General features: G+C 71.6%; 16 protein-coding genes and 1 pseudogene. 12 read left to right on the top strand and 5 right to left on the bottom strand.

What is annotated here, in order from left to right; translation table 11 throughout:
• Positions 1 to 196: 196 nt before the first annotated feature.
• Positions 197 to 400 (top strand): cold-shock protein, encoded by a 204-nt coding sequence (locus tag AB0389_RS00845; RefSeq protein ID WP_366393138.1) that lies wholly within the window; start codon positions 197 to 199, stop codon positions 398 to 400.
• A 93-nt stretch (positions 401 to 493) separates the two neighbouring features.
• On the opposite strand, the gene AB0389_RS00840 is transcribed toward AB0389_RS00845, so the two are convergent.
• Positions 494 to 1,135 carry a histidine phosphatase family protein gene (locus AB0389_RS00840; protein WP_366393137.1) on the bottom strand — a complete coding sequence of 214 codons (642 nt, stop codon included), beginning with the start codon at positions 1,133 to 1,135 and terminating at the stop codon, positions 494 to 496.
• A gap of 168 nt (positions 1,136 to 1,303) precedes the next feature.
• Between AB0389_RS00840 and AB0389_RS00835 the strand changes: the two genes are divergently transcribed.
• Positions 1,304 to 1,555: a type B 50S ribosomal protein L31 gene (locus AB0389_RS00835; RefSeq protein WP_366393136.1), complete on the top strand. Its 252-nt coding sequence runs from the start codon at positions 1,304 to 1,306 to the stop codon at positions 1,553 to 1,555.
• 128 nt (positions 1,556 to 1,683) lie between these two features.
• On the opposite strand, the pseudogene AB0389_RS00830 reads toward AB0389_RS00835, so the two are convergent.
• Positions 1,684 to 1,908 (bottom strand): annotated as a pseudogene (locus AB0389_RS00830) (MarR family transcriptional regulator); the annotation flags it as partial.
• 189 nt (positions 1,909 to 2,097) lie between these two features.
• Here AB0389_RS00830 and AB0389_RS00825 point away from each other — a divergent pair.
• The 3 genes from AB0389_RS00825 to AB0389_RS00815 all read left to right on the top strand — a co-directional run bounded on the left by AB0389_RS00825 (position 2,098) and on the right by AB0389_RS00815 (position 6,363).
• Entirely contained in the window at positions 2,098 to 3,570 is a 1,473-nt protein-coding gene (locus AB0389_RS00825) for an acyl-CoA synthetase (RefSeq protein ID WP_366393135.1), read from the top strand.
• A gap of 43 nt (positions 3,571 to 3,613) precedes the next feature.
• Positions 3,614 to 4,564, top strand: a complete 951-nt coding sequence (locus AB0389_RS00820) for a DUF2510 domain-containing protein (protein WP_366393134.1) — start codon at positions 3,614 to 3,616, stop codon at positions 4,562 to 4,564.
• A gap of 320 nt (positions 4,565 to 4,884) precedes the next feature.
• Entirely contained in the window at positions 4,885 to 6,363 is a 1,479-nt protein-coding gene (locus AB0389_RS00815) for a UDP-N-acetylmuramoyl-L-alanyl-D-glutamate--2,6-diaminopimelate ligase (protein ID WP_366393133.1), read from the top strand.
• 134 nt (positions 6,364 to 6,497) lie between these two features.
• On the opposite strand, the gene AB0389_RS00810 is transcribed toward AB0389_RS00815, so the two are convergent.
• On the bottom strand, positions 6,498 to 7,508 hold the full coding sequence (locus tag AB0389_RS00810) for an alpha/beta hydrolase (protein WP_366393132.1): 1,011 nt from the start codon (positions 7,506 to 7,508) through the stop codon (positions 6,498 to 6,500).
• Positions 7,509 to 7,810: 302 nt separating this feature from the next.
• On the opposite strand from AB0389_RS00810, the gene AB0389_RS00805 reads away from it, so the two are divergent.
• Complete coding sequence (locus tag AB0389_RS00805; RefSeq protein ID WP_366393131.1) at positions 7,811 to 8,773, top strand: SDR family NAD(P)-dependent oxidoreductase; 963 nt, start codon at positions 7,811 to 7,813, stop codon at positions 8,771 to 8,773.
• Between the two features lie 85 nt (positions 8,774 to 8,858).
• On the opposite strand, the gene AB0389_RS00800 is transcribed toward AB0389_RS00805, so the two are convergent.
• On the bottom strand, positions 8,859 to 9,890 hold the full coding sequence (locus tag AB0389_RS00800) for a LacI family DNA-binding transcriptional regulator (RefSeq protein ID WP_366393130.1): 1,032 nt from the start codon (positions 9,888 to 9,890) through the stop codon (positions 8,859 to 8,861).
• Positions 9,891 to 10,167: 277 nt separating this feature from the next.
• Here AB0389_RS00800 and AB0389_RS00795 point away from each other — a divergent pair, with 277 nt between their 5' ends.
• From AB0389_RS00795 to AB0389_RS00775, 5 genes are all read left to right on the top strand, one after another.
• A complete protein-coding gene (locus tag AB0389_RS00795) occupies positions 10,168 to 11,469 on the top strand; it encodes an extracellular solute-binding protein (RefSeq protein ID WP_366393422.1) in 1,302 nt (433 codons plus the stop codon).
• 213 nt (positions 11,470 to 11,682) lie between these two features.
• On the top strand, positions 11,683 to 12,696 hold the full coding sequence (locus AB0389_RS00790; RefSeq protein ID WP_366393129.1) for a sugar ABC transporter permease: 1,014 nt from the start codon (positions 11,683 to 11,685) through the stop codon (positions 12,694 to 12,696).
• Positions 12,697 to 12,714: 18 nt separating this feature from the next.
• Positions 12,715 to 13,638, top strand: a complete 924-nt coding sequence (locus AB0389_RS00785; protein ID WP_366393128.1) for a carbohydrate ABC transporter permease — start codon at positions 12,715 to 12,717, stop codon at positions 13,636 to 13,638.
• A 167-nt stretch (positions 13,639 to 13,805) separates the two neighbouring features.
• Positions 13,806 to 15,227, top strand: a complete 1,422-nt coding sequence (locus AB0389_RS00780; protein ID WP_366393127.1) for a GH1 family beta-glucosidase — start codon at positions 13,806 to 13,808, stop codon at positions 15,225 to 15,227.
• Between the two features lie 167 nt (positions 15,228 to 15,394).
• Positions 15,395 to 16,000: a DUF4232 domain-containing protein gene (locus AB0389_RS00775; RefSeq protein ID WP_366393126.1), complete on the top strand. Its 606-nt coding sequence runs from the start codon at positions 15,395 to 15,397 to the stop codon at positions 15,998 to 16,000.
• Between the two features lie 30 nt (positions 16,001 to 16,030).
• Here AB0389_RS00775 and AB0389_RS00770 read toward each other — a convergent pair whose 3' ends face one another.
• A complete protein-coding gene (locus AB0389_RS00770) occupies positions 16,031 to 17,392 on the bottom strand; it encodes a CAP domain-containing protein (protein ID WP_366393125.1) in 1,362 nt (453 codons plus the stop codon).
• A 148-nt stretch (positions 17,393 to 17,540) separates the two neighbouring features.
• On the opposite strand from AB0389_RS00770, the gene AB0389_RS00765 reads away from it, so the two are divergent.
• Positions 17,541 to 17,861: a DUF6191 domain-containing protein gene (locus AB0389_RS00765; RefSeq protein ID WP_366393124.1), complete on the top strand. Its 321-nt coding sequence runs from the start codon at positions 17,541 to 17,543 to the stop codon at positions 17,859 to 17,861.
• The last annotated feature ends 42 nt before the right edge of the window (positions 17,862 to 17,903 follow it).

Genomic DNA, 17,903 nt, shown 5'->3' with positions numbered 1-17,903 from the left:
TTGGTCGTTTCTGTGGCTGTATCGCGTCGCGCCATGTAGCGTCTTGATCAGCTGTCGTGGTTCCGAAGTACCGCTCGCCCGTGACGTGCCGTTGCGGGCGTTTGTGCTGTTCAGCGTCTCTGCGGACCAGGGCGATCACCTCCGGTTCCCCGCACCGTGCGGGGAGCCTCAGCGTCCCTCGAAACGGAGACTCAACATGGCCAGCGGAACAGTGAAGTGGTTCAACTCGGAAAAGGGCTTCGGCTTCATCGCCCAGGACGGTGGCGGTCCGGACGTGTTCGCGCACTACTCGAACATCGCCACCCAGGGCTACCGTGAGCTGACGGAGGGCCAGCAGGTCAACTTCGACGTCACGCAGGGCCAGAAGGGCCCGCAGGCGGAGAACATCACCCCCGCCTGACCGTCCCGTACGGTGTGGCGCGCAGGGCGCCGGTCCGGTGGATCTCCCCGGGCCGGCGCCCTGTCGCGTGCGGTACGGCGGCGAGCGCTGTGATCAGGCCGCGTTCTGCCGCGCGCGCGGCGCGGGGTGCGGCGCGCTCTCGGGGAGGGCGAGGTTCCAGCCCGTGATCACCGGACGGTCGTGCTCGGTGCCGAGCCGGGACAGCGTGCCGGTGGCGAGCAGGAACAGCGCGCCGGCGGCCGGTGCCAGCCCGAGGTAGCGGGCGGTGAGCACCCGCAGGAAGTGGCCGTGCGAGACGAGGGCGACATCGTCGTCCGCGGAACGCAGCGCCTCCAGCGCCTCGTCGAGTACGCCGTCGGCGCGCCGGCCGACCTCCTCGGGGCTCTCGCCGGGCTGCTCGGCGGGGCCGGGGGCGACTCCGTCGGTCCACAGGTCCCAGCCGGGGCGCGTGCGGTGGATCTCGGCGGTCGTGACGCCCTCGTAGGCACCGTAGTTCCACTCGTGCAGCCCGGGAGTGATCCGTGGCCCGTCGAGACCGGCCAGCTCGGCGGTGCGCCGGGCCCGGGCCAGCGGGCTGACCAGTGTGAGACCGATACGGCGCTCCGCCAGCAGCGGCGCCAGCGCGCGTGCCTGTCCCTCGCCCTGCCCGGTCAGCGGCAGATCGGTGTAGCTGGTGTGCCGGCCTGACCGGGACCAGGTGGTCTCCCCGTGCCGTATCAAGATCAACTCACCCATGGGGGCCGCTCGCTTTCCGGTGCGCGGGGCTCCCTGGCCGGGGCCCGTCCACCCCAGTCTCCACTGTCGCGGTGACCGGCGGCGCGGGGAATGCCGCTGGTGGCCGCCGTGTTATACGGGTGTACCTACCTGATGGAAACGACCTCCATCGTAAGGAGGGAGAGAACTGTGAAGCCTCGTATCCACCCCGTCTCCCGTCCGGTCGTCTACCGCGACCGTGCGGCGGGCACCGCTTTCCTGACGCGCTCGACCGCGGATTCCTCGCGGCGAGTGGAGTGGGAGGACGGGAACACGTACCCGGTCATCGATGTGGAGATCTCTTCCGCGAGTCACCCCTTCTACACCGGCAAGGGACGCGTGGTGGACACCGCGGGGCGGGTGGAGCGGTTCGAGCGGCGTTACGGGAAGCACGACAGCTGACCCCGTAGGTCCGCCGGACGCCCGGCCCGGACCCGCAGCAAGAAGATGTACGTGAAAGACAGAGCCGGACAGAGGCCCAAAGAGGGTTTCTGTCCGGCTCTCCGCGTGCGGCGGGCGCCCGGCTCCGGTCAGGCCGGAGTGCCGCCGGGGCCCGATTCCACGGTCCTGACCAGCGGCGCCGGCTCGGGGACCCGCGCCGCCGCGTCGAGGGCCTCGCGCAGCGCCGTGTCGTTGGTCGGCCGCGCTCGCGCGAGCAGCTCCCGGCCCGCCTCGCTGACCTCGGTGCAGATCCCCCGCCGGTCGGTCGGGCACAGGTAACGGGCGAGCAGGCCGCGGTCCTCCGGTCGGGTGACAGTCGGGTCCGGTGGGCGCGGTGTCCGTGGCGGTCATGACCGCCACCCCGGAAGGTGCCGTCACCGCCCCGGCGGCGGCCGTCCGCGCGAGCGCCGACGTCCCGGCCCGCGCCGGGTGATCTGTCCGGGCCCTGCCGGAGGTGTCAGGCTTCGGAGGACCGGTCCCGTCGACAGCAAGGAGAACACCGCGTGTTCCCTCTCCTCCCGGCCCTCGCCGCACGCTCGCAGCGCCCCGCCCTGCGGTTCGGCGACCGTACCCTCAGCCACGCCGAACTGGCCGACGCGGCCCGGTCCGTGGCCGGCGGGCTCAGCGGCGCCGGCCGGGTCGCGGTCTGGGCCACGCCCACGCTCGGCACGGCGGTGGGCGTGGTGGCCGCGCTGCTCGCCGGGGTCCCCGTCGTCCCCGTCAACCCCGGGAGCGGCGAGCGGGAGCTGGCACACATCGTCGGGGACAGCGCACCCACCCATGTCGTCGCCGACCCGGACGTCAAGCTCCCGCCCGCTCTGGCGGCACTGGTACGGGTGGATCCCGGCGCGGCGGCCACCGGCACGGCGCCGGTGCGGCCCCTCGCCGAACCCTCCCCGGAATCACCCGCGTTGATCGTCTACACCTCCGGCACCACAGGACCGCCCAAGGGGGTCGTGCTGCCGCGCAGGGCCGTCGCCGCCACACTGGACGCGCTGGAGGACGCCTGGCAGTGGACGGCCGACGACGTGCTCGTCCACGCGCTGCCCCTCTTCCACGTGCACGGCCTGATCCTCGGCATTCTGGGACCGCTGCGCCGGGGCGGCGCCGTACGCCACCTGGGACGGTTCGACGCCGAGGGCGTCACCCGTGAACTCCTCTCGGGCGCCACCATGTTCTTCGGCGTACCGACGATGTACCACCGCCTCGCCGAGGCGCTCGACACGGACCCCGCGCTCGCCGGGGCGCTGGCCGGGGCGCGGCTGCTGGTGTCGGGCTCCGCCGCGCTGCCGCTGACCGACCACCGCAGGATCGCCGCGGCGACCGGCCGCCGTGTCATCGAGCGGTACGGGATGACCGAGACCCTGATGAACACCAGCGTCCGCGCCGACTGCGAGACGCGCGCCGGGACCGTCGGAGTACCGCTGCCCGGGGTGGAACTGCGGCTGGTCGACGAGGCGGGCGAGGCGATCGGGACGTACGACGGGGAGAGCGTCGGGGAGATCCAGGTGCGCGGGCCGAACCTGTTCACGGAGTATCTGAACCGGCCCGACGCGACCGCCGACGCCTTCACCGACGGCTGGTTCCGCACGGGTGACATGGCGATCCGCGACCCCGACGGCCAGGTCCGTATCGTCGGCCGCAAGGCCACCGACCTGATCAAGAGCGGCGGCTACAAGATCGGCGCGGGCGAGATCGAGAACGTCCTGCTGGAGCACCCCGGCGTACGCGAGGCCGCGGTGACCGGTGAGCCCGACGCCGACCTCGGCGAGCGGATCGTCGCCTGGATCGTCCCGGCGCGCGGCGAAGTCCCGCCGTCCGTAGAGGAGTTGGCCGACCATGTGGCGGCGCAGCTCGCCGCGTACAAGAGGCCCCGTGCTGTGCGCTATCTGGATGCCCTGCCCCGCAACGACATGGGCAAGATCATGAAGCGGGCCCTGCGCGAAAATACCGGCGCCGGCGCGGATTTCTCATAGCCCTCTCACCGGCTTTTCAGACTGTATGCCTAAGGTGTGCGTCGTGACGAACTCGACTCCGCCCGGCTGGCATCCCGACCCGGGTCACACAGGTGACGGTCCCCGTCAGGAACGATGGTGGGACGGCACGGCCTGGTCCGGCGAACTCCGTCCGGCGCCGCCCGGCGCGTGGGGTCCGCCGGGCGCGCCGCCGTACCCGGCGCTGCCGCCTGCCCCCGCGCGCTCCACCGGCCGGCGCGTCATCGTCGGGGTCACCGCGACGGTGGTGGCCCTGGCCATCGCGGGCGGTTTCTATCTGCTCGGACGCGACACCGGGGGACACGGCTCGTCCGACGCGGCCGGGAACGGCTCCCCGCGCGCCGACGCGCCCTCGCGCCCGGGGGAGCGGAGCCCGGCGCCCGACGGGCAGGGCGGCGGCGGATCCGGCGGCGGCAGTGCCGCGCCGCAGGTGCCCACGGAGGACGGCTACGCCACCGACGCGGCCAGCGGGATCAGCATTCCGGTACCGGACGGCTGGACCGGCGAGTCCGGTGTCCTCGGCGCCCAGATCACCACCGGCAAGTACACCTGCCCCGGCGACGCCGAGGGCTCCTGTGTACGCGGCGGGGTGAACTCCGCGCCCGCCGCCGCACTGGAGAACACCGAGAAGACGGCCAAGGCGTCCGCCGAGAAGGACATCTCCGCCAACGCGGAGGAGTCGTACGGCGGTGACGTCTACGGGATCTCCTCGCACGAGGAGCTCAAGTCCGAGGCGGTCACCGTGGCCGGTCAGAAGGGCTATCTGGTCCGCTGGAAGGTGACCACCAGCAAGGGCGACGACGGCTATGTGCAGTCGGTCGTCTTCCCCTCGCCCAGCACCCCGAACCTGCTCGTCGTCGTGCGCTCCGGGTTCGACATCAACGACAAGGCGCCCAAGCTCTCCGTCATGGATGAGATCACCAAGGGCATCAAGGTCGCGAAGATCAGCGGTACCGGCAACGGGCGCGGCGTCTGAGCCGCTGACGGGCCGAGCGGCCCGAGTGTTCTCCCCGGGCGGGCCGCCGTGTGCGGCCCGCCCGTCCGTCGTGCCAGGACGGGGGAGGAGCCGCGCGGCCTTACACTCCACTCATGGGTGGTACATGTAAGGCGGTCGGCTCCTTCGTCGTGCGCGGTCACGGCTAGCGACGCGCGTCACCCCTCACCTCGCCCCTCGCCTCTCACTCCCGGCGACGGCTCAGGCCCGCTTCCTCCCTTACGTACCACCGCTTCCTCCCGTACCAACGCGTCGCCACGGACTCGTGGACCGCCGCGCCCTTCACGACGAGAGGACCCCCTGTGAAGTTGAGCGAGCTGCTCGCGGGGCACGATCACGAGACTCTGCGGGGCGAGCCGCACACGGCGGTCACCGCGGGTGTCTGTCTCGACGCGCACCGGGTGTCGCCCGGGTCGCTGTTCATCGCCGTCCCCGGCCATCGCGAGGGCGGTCCCGAGGCCATCGGGCCGGCCCTCGCACGCGGCGCGGTCGCGGTGCTGGTGGACGCGGGGGCGCCGGAGGTGCCGGCGGCCGTGTGGGCGGACACCGAGGTGTGCGTGGTGCGCGTACCGGACACCCGGCGGGCCGCGGCCCTGGTCGCCTCCCGCTACCACGGCGAGCCGGGGCGCGGGATGGACATGGTGGCCGTGACGGGCACCAACGGGAAGACCTCGGTCTCGTACATGGTGGAGTCGGTGCTGCGGCTCGCCGAGGGCGCGAACGTCGGGGTCATCGGTACGGCGGGCAGCCGGATCGGCGACGAGCTGATCCCCATGCCGAGATCGGTGCTGACCACACCCGAGGCGCCGGACTTCCAGTACCTGCTGGGACGGATGCGCGAGCGCGGGGTCGGCACGGTGGTCCTGGAGGCCACCTCCATGGGGCTGCTGCACCACCGTGTGGACCACGCGTATCTCGATGTCGGTGTCTTCACCAATCTGACGCAGGATCATCTTGACGACCACGGCACCATGGAGCACTACCGGGACGCCAAACTCCGGTTGTTCCAAGGGCTTTGCGACCGTGCGGTGGTCAACGCCGACGATCCGGTGGGCGCCGGGATCGGCGCGCTGATGCCGGGGGCCGTGGTGACGTACGCGCTCGACGCCGCCGCCGACTACCGGGCGACCGACCTGACCATGGACGCGTTCGGCACGCGCTTCACCCTGCACCACGGAGGCCGCAAGTACCCGGCGGCGATCCCCGTCCCCGGCCGGTTCTCGGTGGCCAACGCCCTGGCCACGGTGGCCGCCTGCCATCTGCTGGGGCACGACCTGGCCGGGCTCGTCGGGGCGCTCGACCGGATGCCGCCGGTCCCGGGGCGGTTCGAGCGGTTCGAGACGCCGGGCGGCACCGCCGTCATCGTCGACTACGCGCACTCGCCGGACTCGCTGGAGAAGGTGCTCGGCGCGATCCGCGACTTCGCGCGTGGCCGGATCATCACCGTCTTCGGCTGCGGCGGCGACCGCGACATCACCAAGCGCGCCCGGATGGGGGAGATCGCCGGAACACACTCCGACGTGTGCGTGCTGACCTCCGACAATCCGCGCGACGAGGACCCCGGCGCCATCATGGACCAGATCGCTCCGGGACTCGACGCCACCGGCACCCGGTACGAGCGGCTTCCCGACCGCCGCGACGCCATCGGATACGCCCTGTCCGAAGCGGGCCGGGACGACATCGTGCTGATCGCGGGCAAGGGAAGCGAGCCGTACCAGATCGTCGGTGACCGGCTCATCCCGTTCAGCGACATGGCGACGGTGCGCGAACTCGCGCGATAGCGCGGCGGCGCGGCAGGGGACCGGGGGCCGCCCGCCGCGCCGACCACGACTCCACCGCGACCCCGCCACGGCGACCGTGGCGACCAGCTCCGTGAACCACCCCTCAAGGCCACCGGCGACCGGCGAAGGACCGGTCAGGGCGCGACGGCCTCGCCCGCCGCGGCGACGGCCGGCGCCGGGCCCGACGGCTCGTGCGCGTACGGCAGTTCGTCCAGCGTCCGGTCCGTGCAGAAGCGCGCCACGAGGTCCGCGAACTCCGCGATCCGCTCCACCGGGGCCAGATGGTCGGCCTCGTCGATCAGCAGATAGCGGGCGCCGGGCGGCAGCGCCGCGACCACCTCGTGCCCCATCGCGGGGGTGGTCAGTGTGTCGTGCTCCCCGGTCACCACCAGACTGGGCACGGCGGGCACCGGACCCGGCCGGTACCAGTCGTGCCGCATCAGCCGGGAGTTGTGCTCCGCCGACTTGCGCAGCTGCTCCGGGTCCTGGGCGACCATCTGCTGGTAGACGAGGCGGGAGACGGCCGTGTGCTTGCGGACCAGTCCGGTGCCGGGCGGCGACATGAAGTGGCCGGCCAGTTCACGCGCGATGGCCGTCGTCTCGCCCCGCTCGATCATGACCGCCCAGCGCTCCATCGACGCGGCGTAGTTCGCCGGGATCCGCATGGTCATGCCGGTCAGCATCAGCCGGACGACCGCCCCGGGACACTGCTGGGCGAAGCGCAGCGCGATGGCGCCGCCGAAGCAGACCCCGATCAGATTGACCCGCGCCACGCCGAGTTCGGAGAGCAGATGGCGGACGGCGGCGGCGAGGAAGTCGAGACCGTGCTCGGCCGACAGGAAGTCGGCGGTGCCGTACCCGGGCAGATCCACGGTGATCATCTGCGCCAGCGGAGCCAGTGTCTTCTCGTGCCGTACCCAGGAGTTGCGGTCCTGCGAGGAGCCGCCGAGCACCAGGATCGGCTCGGTCAGCGGCTCCCCGCGGTCCACGACCCGGCAGGTGTAGCGGAACCCGTCGAACGTGAAGTCACGCTCCTCGACCGGGTACGCCGCGGCGGGGATGGCCCCGTCGGCGGCCTGCCCCGGGATCAACGGGCGTGTGCCGGGCGACGGCTGGCCCTGGGCGAGAACGGTATCGGCGGACATGGCTGACTCCAGAGGGGCTCCGGTACGGACAGGAACGTCCCTGCCTAGCAGTTGGGCCGCGTGGAACGGGCATCGGTGACCCGATCGTGGGCGGTTCGCGCCTCCCGGTCCGACGGGCGATTCGACACTCGTTCACCAGAGCGGGACACGCGGGGCCGACCGGGCCCGGCACAGCCCCGTACACGGGGCCGCACACCGGCGGCGTCCGCAGGATCGCGGGAAACCGTCCAGCGGGGTGAATCCCGGGCCCGTCCGGCCGGTGGGTTGACTTGGAGAGCGCTTCAATTCGTAGCGTGCCCGTCATGACTACCGCTCAGCACAGCATCGGCTCCGGATTCGGGGCCCGCAGCACCGCCGCCGAGGTTCTCCACGGGATCGACCTCACCGGCCGGCTCGCCGTCGTCACCGGCGGCTACTCGGGCCTCGGCCTGGAGACCACCCGCGCGCTCGCCGGAGCGGGCGCCCGCGTCGTCGTACCCGCCAGGCGACCGGAGACCGCGGCCAAGGCGCTCGACGGCCTGGCCGGCGTCGAGATCGACGCACTCGACCTCGGCGACCTCGACAGCGTCCGCGGCTTCGCCGACCGCTTCCTCGCCTCGGACCGCACCATCGACATCATGATCAACAACGCCGGGATCATGGCCTGCCCGGAGACCCGGGTCGGCCCCGGCTGGGAGGCGCAGTTCGCCACCAACCACCTCGGCCATTACGCACTCGTCAACCGCCTCCGGCCGGCCCTCGAACCGGGCGGCGCCCGTGTGGTCTCGGTGTCCTCCATCGGCCACCAGCTCTCGCCCATCCGCTGGGACGACACGATGTTCGCGCGCGGCTACGACAAATGGCTCGCGTACGGCCAGGCCAAGACGGCCAACGCGCTGTTCGCCGTACACCTCGACGCGCTCGGCCGGGAGACGGGCGTACGGGCCTTCGCGATCCACCCGGGCGGCATCATGACCCCGCTCCAGCGCCATCTGGAGCGCCGGGAGATGGTCGACGCCGGCTGGATCAACGAGGACGGCACCGTGGCGAACGGCGAATTCAAGACACCCGAGCAGGGCGCCGCCACCCAGGTGTGGGCGGCGACCTCGCCCGCGCTGGCCGGCCTGGGCGGGGTCTACTGCGAGGACTGCGACATCGCGGAGCCGGCCTCCCCGGACCGCTCCGGCGGGGTCCACGGCCACGCCACCGACCCCGAGCAGGCGGCGCGCCTGTGGCGGCTGTCCGCCGAGCTCACCGGCGTCGACGCCTTCACACCGGCCGGGTAGGCGCCGTCGGGGTCCCAGGACCGGCTCCGGTGGGGCCCGCGGCCGGTCCTGGGGCTCCGTACGGCCGGAGGCGTGACGGACCGGCTCATACGGTGGCGCGGTGGGTCAGTGTGGTCGGCAGGGTCAGATAACGGCGCGCGGCGGACGGGTCGTTGATCTCGTCGAGCAGCAGCCGGGTGATCGCCCGCCCCAGCTCCTCCGTCGGCTGGTTCACACTCGTCAGCGGCGGGACCGTATGGCGCGCGACGATCGAGTCGTCGAAGCCGATGACCGCCACGTCCCGCGGGACCCGCCGCTTCCGCTCGCGCAGCACGGTCAGCGCGCCGGCCGCCATCACGTCCGACGCGGCGAAGACGGCGTCGAGGTCCGGCCGGCGTTCGAGAAGTTCACGCATGGCGGCGCGCCCGCCCTCCTCGGTGAAGTCGCCCGGGGCGATGAGGGACTCGTCCGGCGCGGGGTGGCCCTCGGCGGTGTGCGCGTCGCGCCAGCCGCGCAGCCGGCTCAGGCCCACGTCCATGTCGAGCGGCCCGGTGATCGTCGCGACGGCCGTCCGCCCCCGGCCGAGCAGATACCGTACGGCCTGCTCCGCGCCGCCCTGGTTGTCGGACCGCGCGTGGCTCAGCCGCTCGGCCGCGGAACGCCGTCCCGCCAGGACCGTCGGGATGCCCGACGTCTCCAGGAACGCGGGCAGCGGATCGTCCCGGTGCACCGCGATGAGCAGTACCCCGTCGACCCGGCGGGCCTCCACGAACCGGATCAGCCGGTCCCGCTCGCGCCCGTCCCGGACGAGGATCAGCAGCAGCTGCATGTCCGTGTCGGCCAGCTCGGTGCTCACCCCCCGGATGACGGCCGAAAAGTATGGTTCCGACGCCAGCCGGCTCTCCGACTCGGGGATCACCAGCGCGATGCTGTCGGTCCTGCTGGTGACCAGGGACCGGGCGGCCGGATTGGGTACGTAGCGGAGTTCCGCGATGGCGGCCTCGACGGCCGACCTGGCCCGCGCGCTCACACCCGGGGCGTCGTTGACGACGCGTGAGACCGTACCGCGGCCTACTCCCGCCAACTGGGCCACGGCTTCAAGAGTTGGCCTCTGGCCTGGTGGTTTACGGCTGCTCATCGCGTCTCCCGACTCTCGCTCCCGGTCCGCGCCACGGCGCTCACCAGGAGATTGTGCTGTTCGGCCGGTATTTCGGCCGCTCGACGCCGCCGCCCGGACACATTCGCGCAACGGAACCGACTTCGACTCTTGACACGACCCTGTGTCTACGGAGAGTCTTCCACAACCCGTTGGGAGCGCTCCCATTCTCTGTCCGAGGCGGGTCTCCCAGTCAGTCGATCCTGAGCCGCAGCCGGCGCACGCCCGCGCCCCGCTGCAAGGAGGAAGCACCATGGGCATGGCCCGTCATCGCTTCGGTACCACTCTCGCGTCCGCGACAGCCGCCGCGGTATCACTCGCACTCGTCGCAGGCTGCTCCAGCGGCGACGACTCGGACAAGGCGACCACCAAGGACGGCAAGACCGTCATCACCATGGGTCTCTTCGGCGTCATGGGATACAAGGAGAGCGGCCTGCTCGACCGCTACATGAAGGACCACCCCGACATCAAGATCGAGGCCGAGGTCGCCGGTGACGAGCAGACCTACTACACCGCGCTGCAGACGCACCTGGCGGCGGGCAGCGGCCTGAAGGACATCCAGGGAATCGAGATAGGCCGCGCCAAGGAAGTGGTCGACACCCAGGCCGACAAGTTCGTGGACATGTCGAAGACCGAAGGCGTCGACCACTTCCTGCCGTGGAAGCTGAGCCAGGTCACCACCAAGGACGGCAAGGTGCTGGGGCTCGGCACGGACATCGGCCCGATGGCGATCTGTTACCGCAAGGACATGTTCGAGCAGGCCGGGCTGCCGACCGACCGTGAGGAGGTGGCGAAGCTCTGGGCGGGGGACTGGTCCAAGTACGTCGAGGCGGGCCGGACCTTCAAGAAGAACTCGAAGGACAAGAAGCTCGCCTTCGTGGACGCCTCCAGCGGTCTGTTCAACGCGATGATCTACGGCGATGAGAAGCAGTTCTACGACGAGGACGGCAAGCTCATCTACCAGGACAACCCGGTGGTGAAGGACGCCTGGAGCCTCGCGGTCTCCGCCGCGGAGGACGGACTGACCGCCAAGCTGCCGCAGTTCCAGAAGGGCTGGGACCCGGGCCTCGCCCAGTCGACCTTCGCCTCCACCGTCTGCCCGGCCTGGATGCTCGGCCACATCAGCGAGAAGGCCGGACCGGCCAACAAGGACAAGTGGGATGTCGCCAGGGCGCCCAAGGGAGCCAACTGGGGCGGCGCGTTCATCGGTGTGACGGAGCAGAGCAAGGTCAAGGAGGAGGCCCAGAAGCTCATCGCCTGGCTGACCGCTCCCGAACAGCAGGCGTTCATCTTCGAAAAGCTCGGCAACCTGCCCTCCTCGAAGACGGCGCTCGACCTGCCGGCGGTCACGAGCGCCAAGTCCGAGTACTTCAGCGGCGCGCCGATCGGCCAGATCTTCGGCGCGGCGGCCAAGGAGATTCCCAGCAAGCAGGTCCTGGGACGCAAGGACGGCAGCATCAAGGACACGTTCTCGCAGGGGCTCCAGCTGGTCGACCGGGGCAAGAGCGCCGACGAGGCGTGGAAGACGACGGACGAGCGGATCAAGAAGCTGACGCGCTGATCCAGGACTTGACGCGCTGATCCGACTCCGGCAGCGACAGCGAAACCTGTAGCGACACCGACGCCGGCGCCGTCCGGCCGACGCGAGGTGTTCCGGCGGCCGGTCCCCTTTCAATGGGACCGGCCGCCCGGGCCGCCCGGCTCACCGGGCCCCGCCGCCCCCGCGTACCACCGTCACCGCACCACCGGTCAAACTCCACGGAAGGAAGCCCTTGTGGCCACCTCCACCCCGGCAGCCCCCACGGGCGGGCAGCCGCACCCCGCGTCAGCCGCGCCACCCGGGAAGGGCGGCGCGGGCGGTGGTTCCTCCCAGCAGTCGCGGCGCAACATCATCCACCGGTTCGACCTCAAGGGGATGCCGTACGGATTCATCGCGCCGTTCTTCCTGATCTTCGGCGCCTTCGGCCTCTACCCGCTGCTCTACACCTTCTGGATCTCGCTGCACCGCGTCGAGCTGTCCACGATGCACACCAGGGAGTGGCGCGGGCTCGACAACTTCACCGAGCTGCTCCAGGACGACCTGTTCTGGAACGCGCTGGCCAACACCTTCACCATCGGGGTCATCTCCACCGTTCCGCAGCTGCTGATGGCGCTCGGTCTGGCCCATCTGCTCAACTACAAGCTCCGCGGCTCGGTGTTCTTCCGGGTCGCCGCCCTGGTCCCGTACGCGACCTCGATCGGCGCCGCCGCCCTGGTCTTCACCATGCTCTTCGAACGCGACTTCGGCATGGTCAACTGGGCTCTGGAAGCGGTCGGGATCGACGGCATCGACTGGTCGAGCGAGAAGTGGCCCGCCCAGTTCGCCATCTCCACCATCGTGATCTGGCGCTGGACCGGCTACAACGCGCTGCTCTACCTGGCCTCCATGCAGGCCATCCCGAGAGACCTCTACGAGGCCGCCGCGATCGACGGGGCCTCGCGCTGGCAGCAGTTCCGTACGGTCACCATCCCGGGCATCAGCGCCACCATCATCTTCACCATCGTGCTCTCCACGATCGGCGCGACCCAGCTCTTCGGTGAGCCGCTGATCTTCGGACAGGGGCCGAACGGGGTCAGCGGCGGCGCCGACAACCAGTACCAGACGCTCGGCCTGCTGCTCTACGAAGAGGGCTGGAAGAACTACCAGATGGGGCGGGCATCCGCGATCGCCTGGGCCATGTTCCTCATCCTCATCCTCGTCTTCGTCCTCCAGCGCGTCATCGGGCGCGTCACATCCCGCAAGTCCTGACCAGGGAGCCAGCAGCCCATGACCACCGATATCGCACCGGTCCTGGCGGACGCGCAGGACCGGACCCCGCCCTCGCGCCCCGCCGAGCGCCGGCTGCGCCGCGCGCTGCGACCGGGCGCGGGCCGCCAGCACCACGCGGGTCCGCTCGCCTACGCCCTGCTCGGCTTCGCCGCCCTGGTCTCCCTCTTCCCCCTCTACTGGACGATGGTGGCCGCCTCCACCACCAACACCCGGGTCACCCAGAGCCCGCCGCCCTTCCTCCCCGGGCCGAACCTGTTCAAGAACCTGGGCAAGGCGTGGACCGACGCCGCCATGGGCCAGGCGATGGTGAACAGCCTGATCGTCGCGGGCGTGATCGCGCTTTCGACGGTCTTCTTCGCGACCCTGGCCGGCTTCGCCTTCGCCAAGCTCCGCTTCAAGGGCCGCAACGTCCTGCTGATGCTGGTCATCGGCACGATGATGGTCCCGCCGCAGCTCGGTGTCGTACCACTGTTCATGATGATGGCCGACCTCGGCTGGGGGCAGAAACTGCCCTCCGTGATCTTCCCGACCTTGGTCAGCGCGGTCGGTGTGTTCTTCATGCGGCAGTATCTGAAGGAAGCGCTGCCCGACGAGCTGATCGAGGCGGGCCGGATCGACGGCGCGCACTCGCTGCGGATCTTCTGGTCCATTGTGCTGCCGATCGCCCGGCCGCCCATGGCCGTGCTGTTCATGATCACGTTCGTCCAGGCGTGGAACGACTTCTTCTGGCCCTTCATCGCCCTCGACATGACGAATCCGACGGTTCCCGTGGCGCTCTCCCAGCTCAGCGCGGGCTACGTCCGGGACCAGTCGGTGATCATGGCCGGAGCGCTGCTCGGCACGCTGCCGCTGCTGGCGATGTTCCTCGTCTTCGGCCGGCAGATCGTCGGGGGCATCATGCAGGGCGCCGTGAAGGGCTGACCCGGCGCCAGGGGCGCCGCCGCCCCGGATGCGCCGGTGCGCCCCGCACGTACCACCGTTCCGCGTACCACCGGTGCGTGCACCATCGTTGTTGCGGCACCGATCCACGCGGCACTGTTCCACGCACCACCGTTCCACGTAAGTTCGATCTCTGCGGAAGGACCCTTGTGGCCACCTCCACCCCCACCCCCGCACTCACCTTCCCCGCCGGCTTCCTGTGGGGAACGGCGACCGCGGCGTACCAGATCGAGGGCGCCGTCCAGGAGGACGGCCGCACCCCCTCCATCTGGGACGTCTACTCCCGTACGCCCGGCCGGGTGCGCAACGGTGACACCGGTGACATCGCCACCGACCACTACCACCGCTGGCCCGAGGACATCGAGATCATGTCCGGGCTCGGCGTCGGCGCGTACCGGTTCTCGGTCTCCTGGCCCCGCGTCCAGCCCACCGGCAAGGGGCCCGCCTCGGAGAAGGGCCTCGACTTCTACCGCCGGCTCGCCGACGGGCTGCTGGCGAAGGGGATCCGGCCCGTCGTCACCCTCTACCACTGGGACCTGCCGCAGGAGCTGGAGGAGGCGGGCGGCTGGCCCGAGCGGGACACCGCGTACCGGTTCGCCGAGTACGCGGGCATCGTCGCCGACGCCCTCGGTGACCGGGTCACCACCTGGACCACCCTCAACGAGCCCTGGTGCAGTGCCTTCCTCGGATACGGATCCGGTGTCCACGCGCCCGGCCGCACCGACCCCGCCGACGCGCTGCGCGCGGCCCACCATCTCAACCTCGGCCACGGATTCGCGGTCGCGGCGCTGCGCGAGCGGCTGCCCGCCGACGCGCAGATCTCCGTCACCCTCAACCTGCACCACGTACGGCCGCTGACGTCCGCCGCCGAGGACATCGACGCGGCGCGCCGGATCGACGGTACGGCCAACCGGGTCTTCACGGGACCGATGCTGGACGGCGCCTATCCCGCGGATCTCATCGAGGACACCGCCGCCGTCACCGACTGGTCGTTCGTCCGGGAGGGCGACCTCGAACGGATCCACCAGCCGCTCGACTTCCTCGGCGTCAACTACTACTCGCCGACGCTCGTCTCCCACGACGCGGGCCCGGCCGTCCACCAGTCCGACGGCCACGGCGCCAGCGAGCACAGCCCCTGGCCGGGCGCCGACCACGTCGCCTTCCACCAGACGCCCGGCGACCGGACCGCCATGGGCTGGACGATCGACCCGAGCGGTCTGTACGAGCTGCTGATGAGGGTACGCAACGACCACCCCGGGCTGCCCCTGATGATCACCGAGAACGGTGCGGCCTTCGACGACTACGCGGCCCCCGACGGCGAGGTTCGCGACCCCGAGCGCATCGCGTATCTGCGCGGTCATCTCGCCGCCGTCCACCGGGCCATCGAGTCGGGCGCCGACGTCCGCGGCTACTTCCTCTGGTCGCTGCTCGACAACTTCGAGTGGGCGTACGGCTACAGCAAGCGCTTCGGGATGGTGTACGTGGACTACGCGACCCAGCGGCGTATCCCGAAGTCCAGCGCGCGCTGGTACGCGGAGCTGGCCCGCACGGGCACTCTGCCCGCCGAGTAGCAGCCGGCGGTCACCCGCCGTGGCCCGCCGAACGGCGCCCCGCTCCGGTTGACCGGGACCGGAGCGGCGGCGCGGCTGCCGTCGCTCTTCCCCGCCGGGAGTGAACTCTCTCCGTATATCCGGGATATTCGGGTATATGTACCGCGTAGGTACGACGTGGAGAGCGGGTGGACCCTGTGTCCGATCACTTCGAGAGCTTCAGGACGGGCCGGGCGTGGCGGGCGGGCGCGCTGACGGCGGCCACGGGCCTGCTGGCGCTGGTCACGGCCGCGTGCGGGACCGGCGGTCCGGCCTCCACGGGTGCCCCGCGGGGGACGGCGGGCGAGGCGAGTTCCGGTACGGCGAGCGCGGGCGCGCCCGCACCGGCCGCCGCGCCGCGCTGTACGGCGGACCGGCTCGGGCTGAATCTGGGCGCGCCCGACGCCGGCGCCGGCAACATCCGCTACGACCTGCGGCTCGTCAACAAGGGGACGAGCGCGTGCACACTTCAGGGATACCCGGGCGTCTCGCTCCTCGCGGGCGACGGCGGGCCCATCGGCAGGCCGGCCACCCACGAGGGCGAGCGGCTGCCGGCCGTGACGCTCGCGCCCGGCGGCGTCGCCCTCACCACGCTGCACACACTGAGCAAGGGCATCAAGGGGCCGTCCTGCTGGCAGGCGCCCAGCCTCATCCAGATCTATCCCCCCGGCTCCACGGACGCCATGACGCTGAGCTCGGCCAAGCCGGTGGTCTGCGGCGACACCTTCACCGTGACCGCCATGAGCGCGGGCTGAGGGGCCGCTCGGGCGGCGCGGCACGGACCGTCAGACCTGGCCGAAGAGCTGGGTCCAGTACGTGCCGGCCGGCCCGCCGCCCGCGTAACCCACCCCCAGATGGGTGAAGCCGGGTTTGAGGATATTGGCCCGGTGGCCTGGACTGTCCATCCAGCCCCTGACCACCTCGCGCGCGGTGCGCTGGCCGCAGGCGATGTTCTCGCCGATTCCCCGGTGGCCGGCTCCGGCGCGCGCCGCGCGGTCCCAGGGCTGGAGCCCCTCGGGCGAGGTGTGCGCGTAGAAGGCGCGTGCGGCCATGTCGGCGCTGAAGTCCTGCGCGGCCGTCGCCAGCCGGACATCGGCGGCCAGCGGCCGGAGCCCGGCCGCGGTCCGTTCGGCGTTGGTGAGCGTGAGCACCTCGGCGGCGGTCCGCGCCAGACCGTCCGCGGTGAAGGGCCCCGCCCACAGCGCGGTCCAGTAGACGTCACCGGAGCGGGGGTCGGTGTGCCGGCCGATGCCCGCCTCCGTGAGCGCGGGATCGCGCAGCGGACCGCCGGTGGCGTCGTCGCTCAGGCAGTACGCCACGAAGTCGGCCGGGGTGCGGGGACCGGAGACCAGACGCTGCTCGATACGGAGATACCGGTAACCGCCCGCGGTGATCCGCTGGAAGACGGAGACGCCGTCGTCGCCCTCCGCGTCGAGCCGCCGCTGCCGCGCCATCGCCGCCGCGTGGGCCCGGGCCGCCGCCGACAGCCGTGCGTCCATGGACACCGGCGCCAGGCCGGTCCGCGACCGCTCGGCACCGGCCAGCGCGGCGAACTCCGCCTCCGTACCGCTGGCGCCCGAGGAGCTTGAGGGGGCGGGCCGCGACGGCGCGGGACCGGACGGTACGGGCCGGGGCGCGGGCGTTCGGGGTGGGGTGGGAGCGGCCGTCCCGTCGGCCACGTCCACGCCGAAGTCCCGGGCGATCCCGGCCAGCCCGTCCACGTACCCCTGTCCCAGCGCGCGCAGCTTCCAGCCGCCGCCGCGCCGGTAGATCTCCGCCAGCAGCAGCACCGTCTCGTGCGTCGGACGCGCCGGGGTGAACCGGGCGACCACCCCCGCGCCGGGGCCGGTGACGGTCAGCGTCGGAACGGGCAGCCTGCCGAGCGCCGTTCCGGGATCGGCGGGACTGACGACGACGGTGACCCGGCTCGCCCCCGCCCGCAGCCGCCGGGGATCTATCCCCGCGCCGTCCGCGCGCAGCAGGGCGCCGGGCGCCGAGGGCTGGTTGTAGAAGACGAAGTCGCCGTCCCCGCCGACCTTGCCGCTGTCCCCGGTGATCAGCAGGGAGAGATCGAAGGGGCCCGGCACGCGGAGGGACAGTTCCGCGTCGGGCAGGGGCAGATTCCCGCCGGATACCAACTCGGTCATCGCCACCGTCCGTTCCCTGTGCTGTGGAGCCGCCGTCCGCGCGGCGTTGTGGGGGGAACGTCGGGGAGGGGCGCGACGGTTCCGCGCGGTGGGCGTGAGTTGTCCACAGGCGCTCCCCGGGCGGGGCCCTGCCGTGCAGACTGGAGCCATGGAAACCCTCGTGTTCATGACGCTGCCGGGGCTCGTCATCCTGCTGACCGTGGTGGCCTTCGTCGACCAACTCCTTCTGCGCATGGGCCGGTCGGGCATGCTGCCGTGGCGCAACAGCGTGCGGCAGGGTCAGATCTCGGCCACCGGCTTCGAGCAGCTGCACGCCAGTTTCTCGCCGGGCAAGCAGAACGAACTCAAGGAGCGGCAGTCGGCGCTGCTGATGCGGGACGACGAGGAGGACGGCGCCCCGCCGCACCGCACCACGGTCGATCTGGACGGCGGCACCGCGGTCATCCGCATACCGGGCGCGGGCCGCTAGAGCGGGTGCGGGTGCGGGTGCGGGTGCGGGTGCGGGGACGGG

The sequence above is a fragment of the Streptomyces sp. NPDC093109 genome (assembly GCF_040701725.1).
GTDB lineage: Bacteria > Actinomycetota > Actinomycetes > Streptomycetales > Streptomycetaceae > Streptomyces.
The sequence above is the reverse complement of the archived record's forward strand: the minus strand, read 5'-3'. Positions and strand labels throughout refer to the sequence as shown.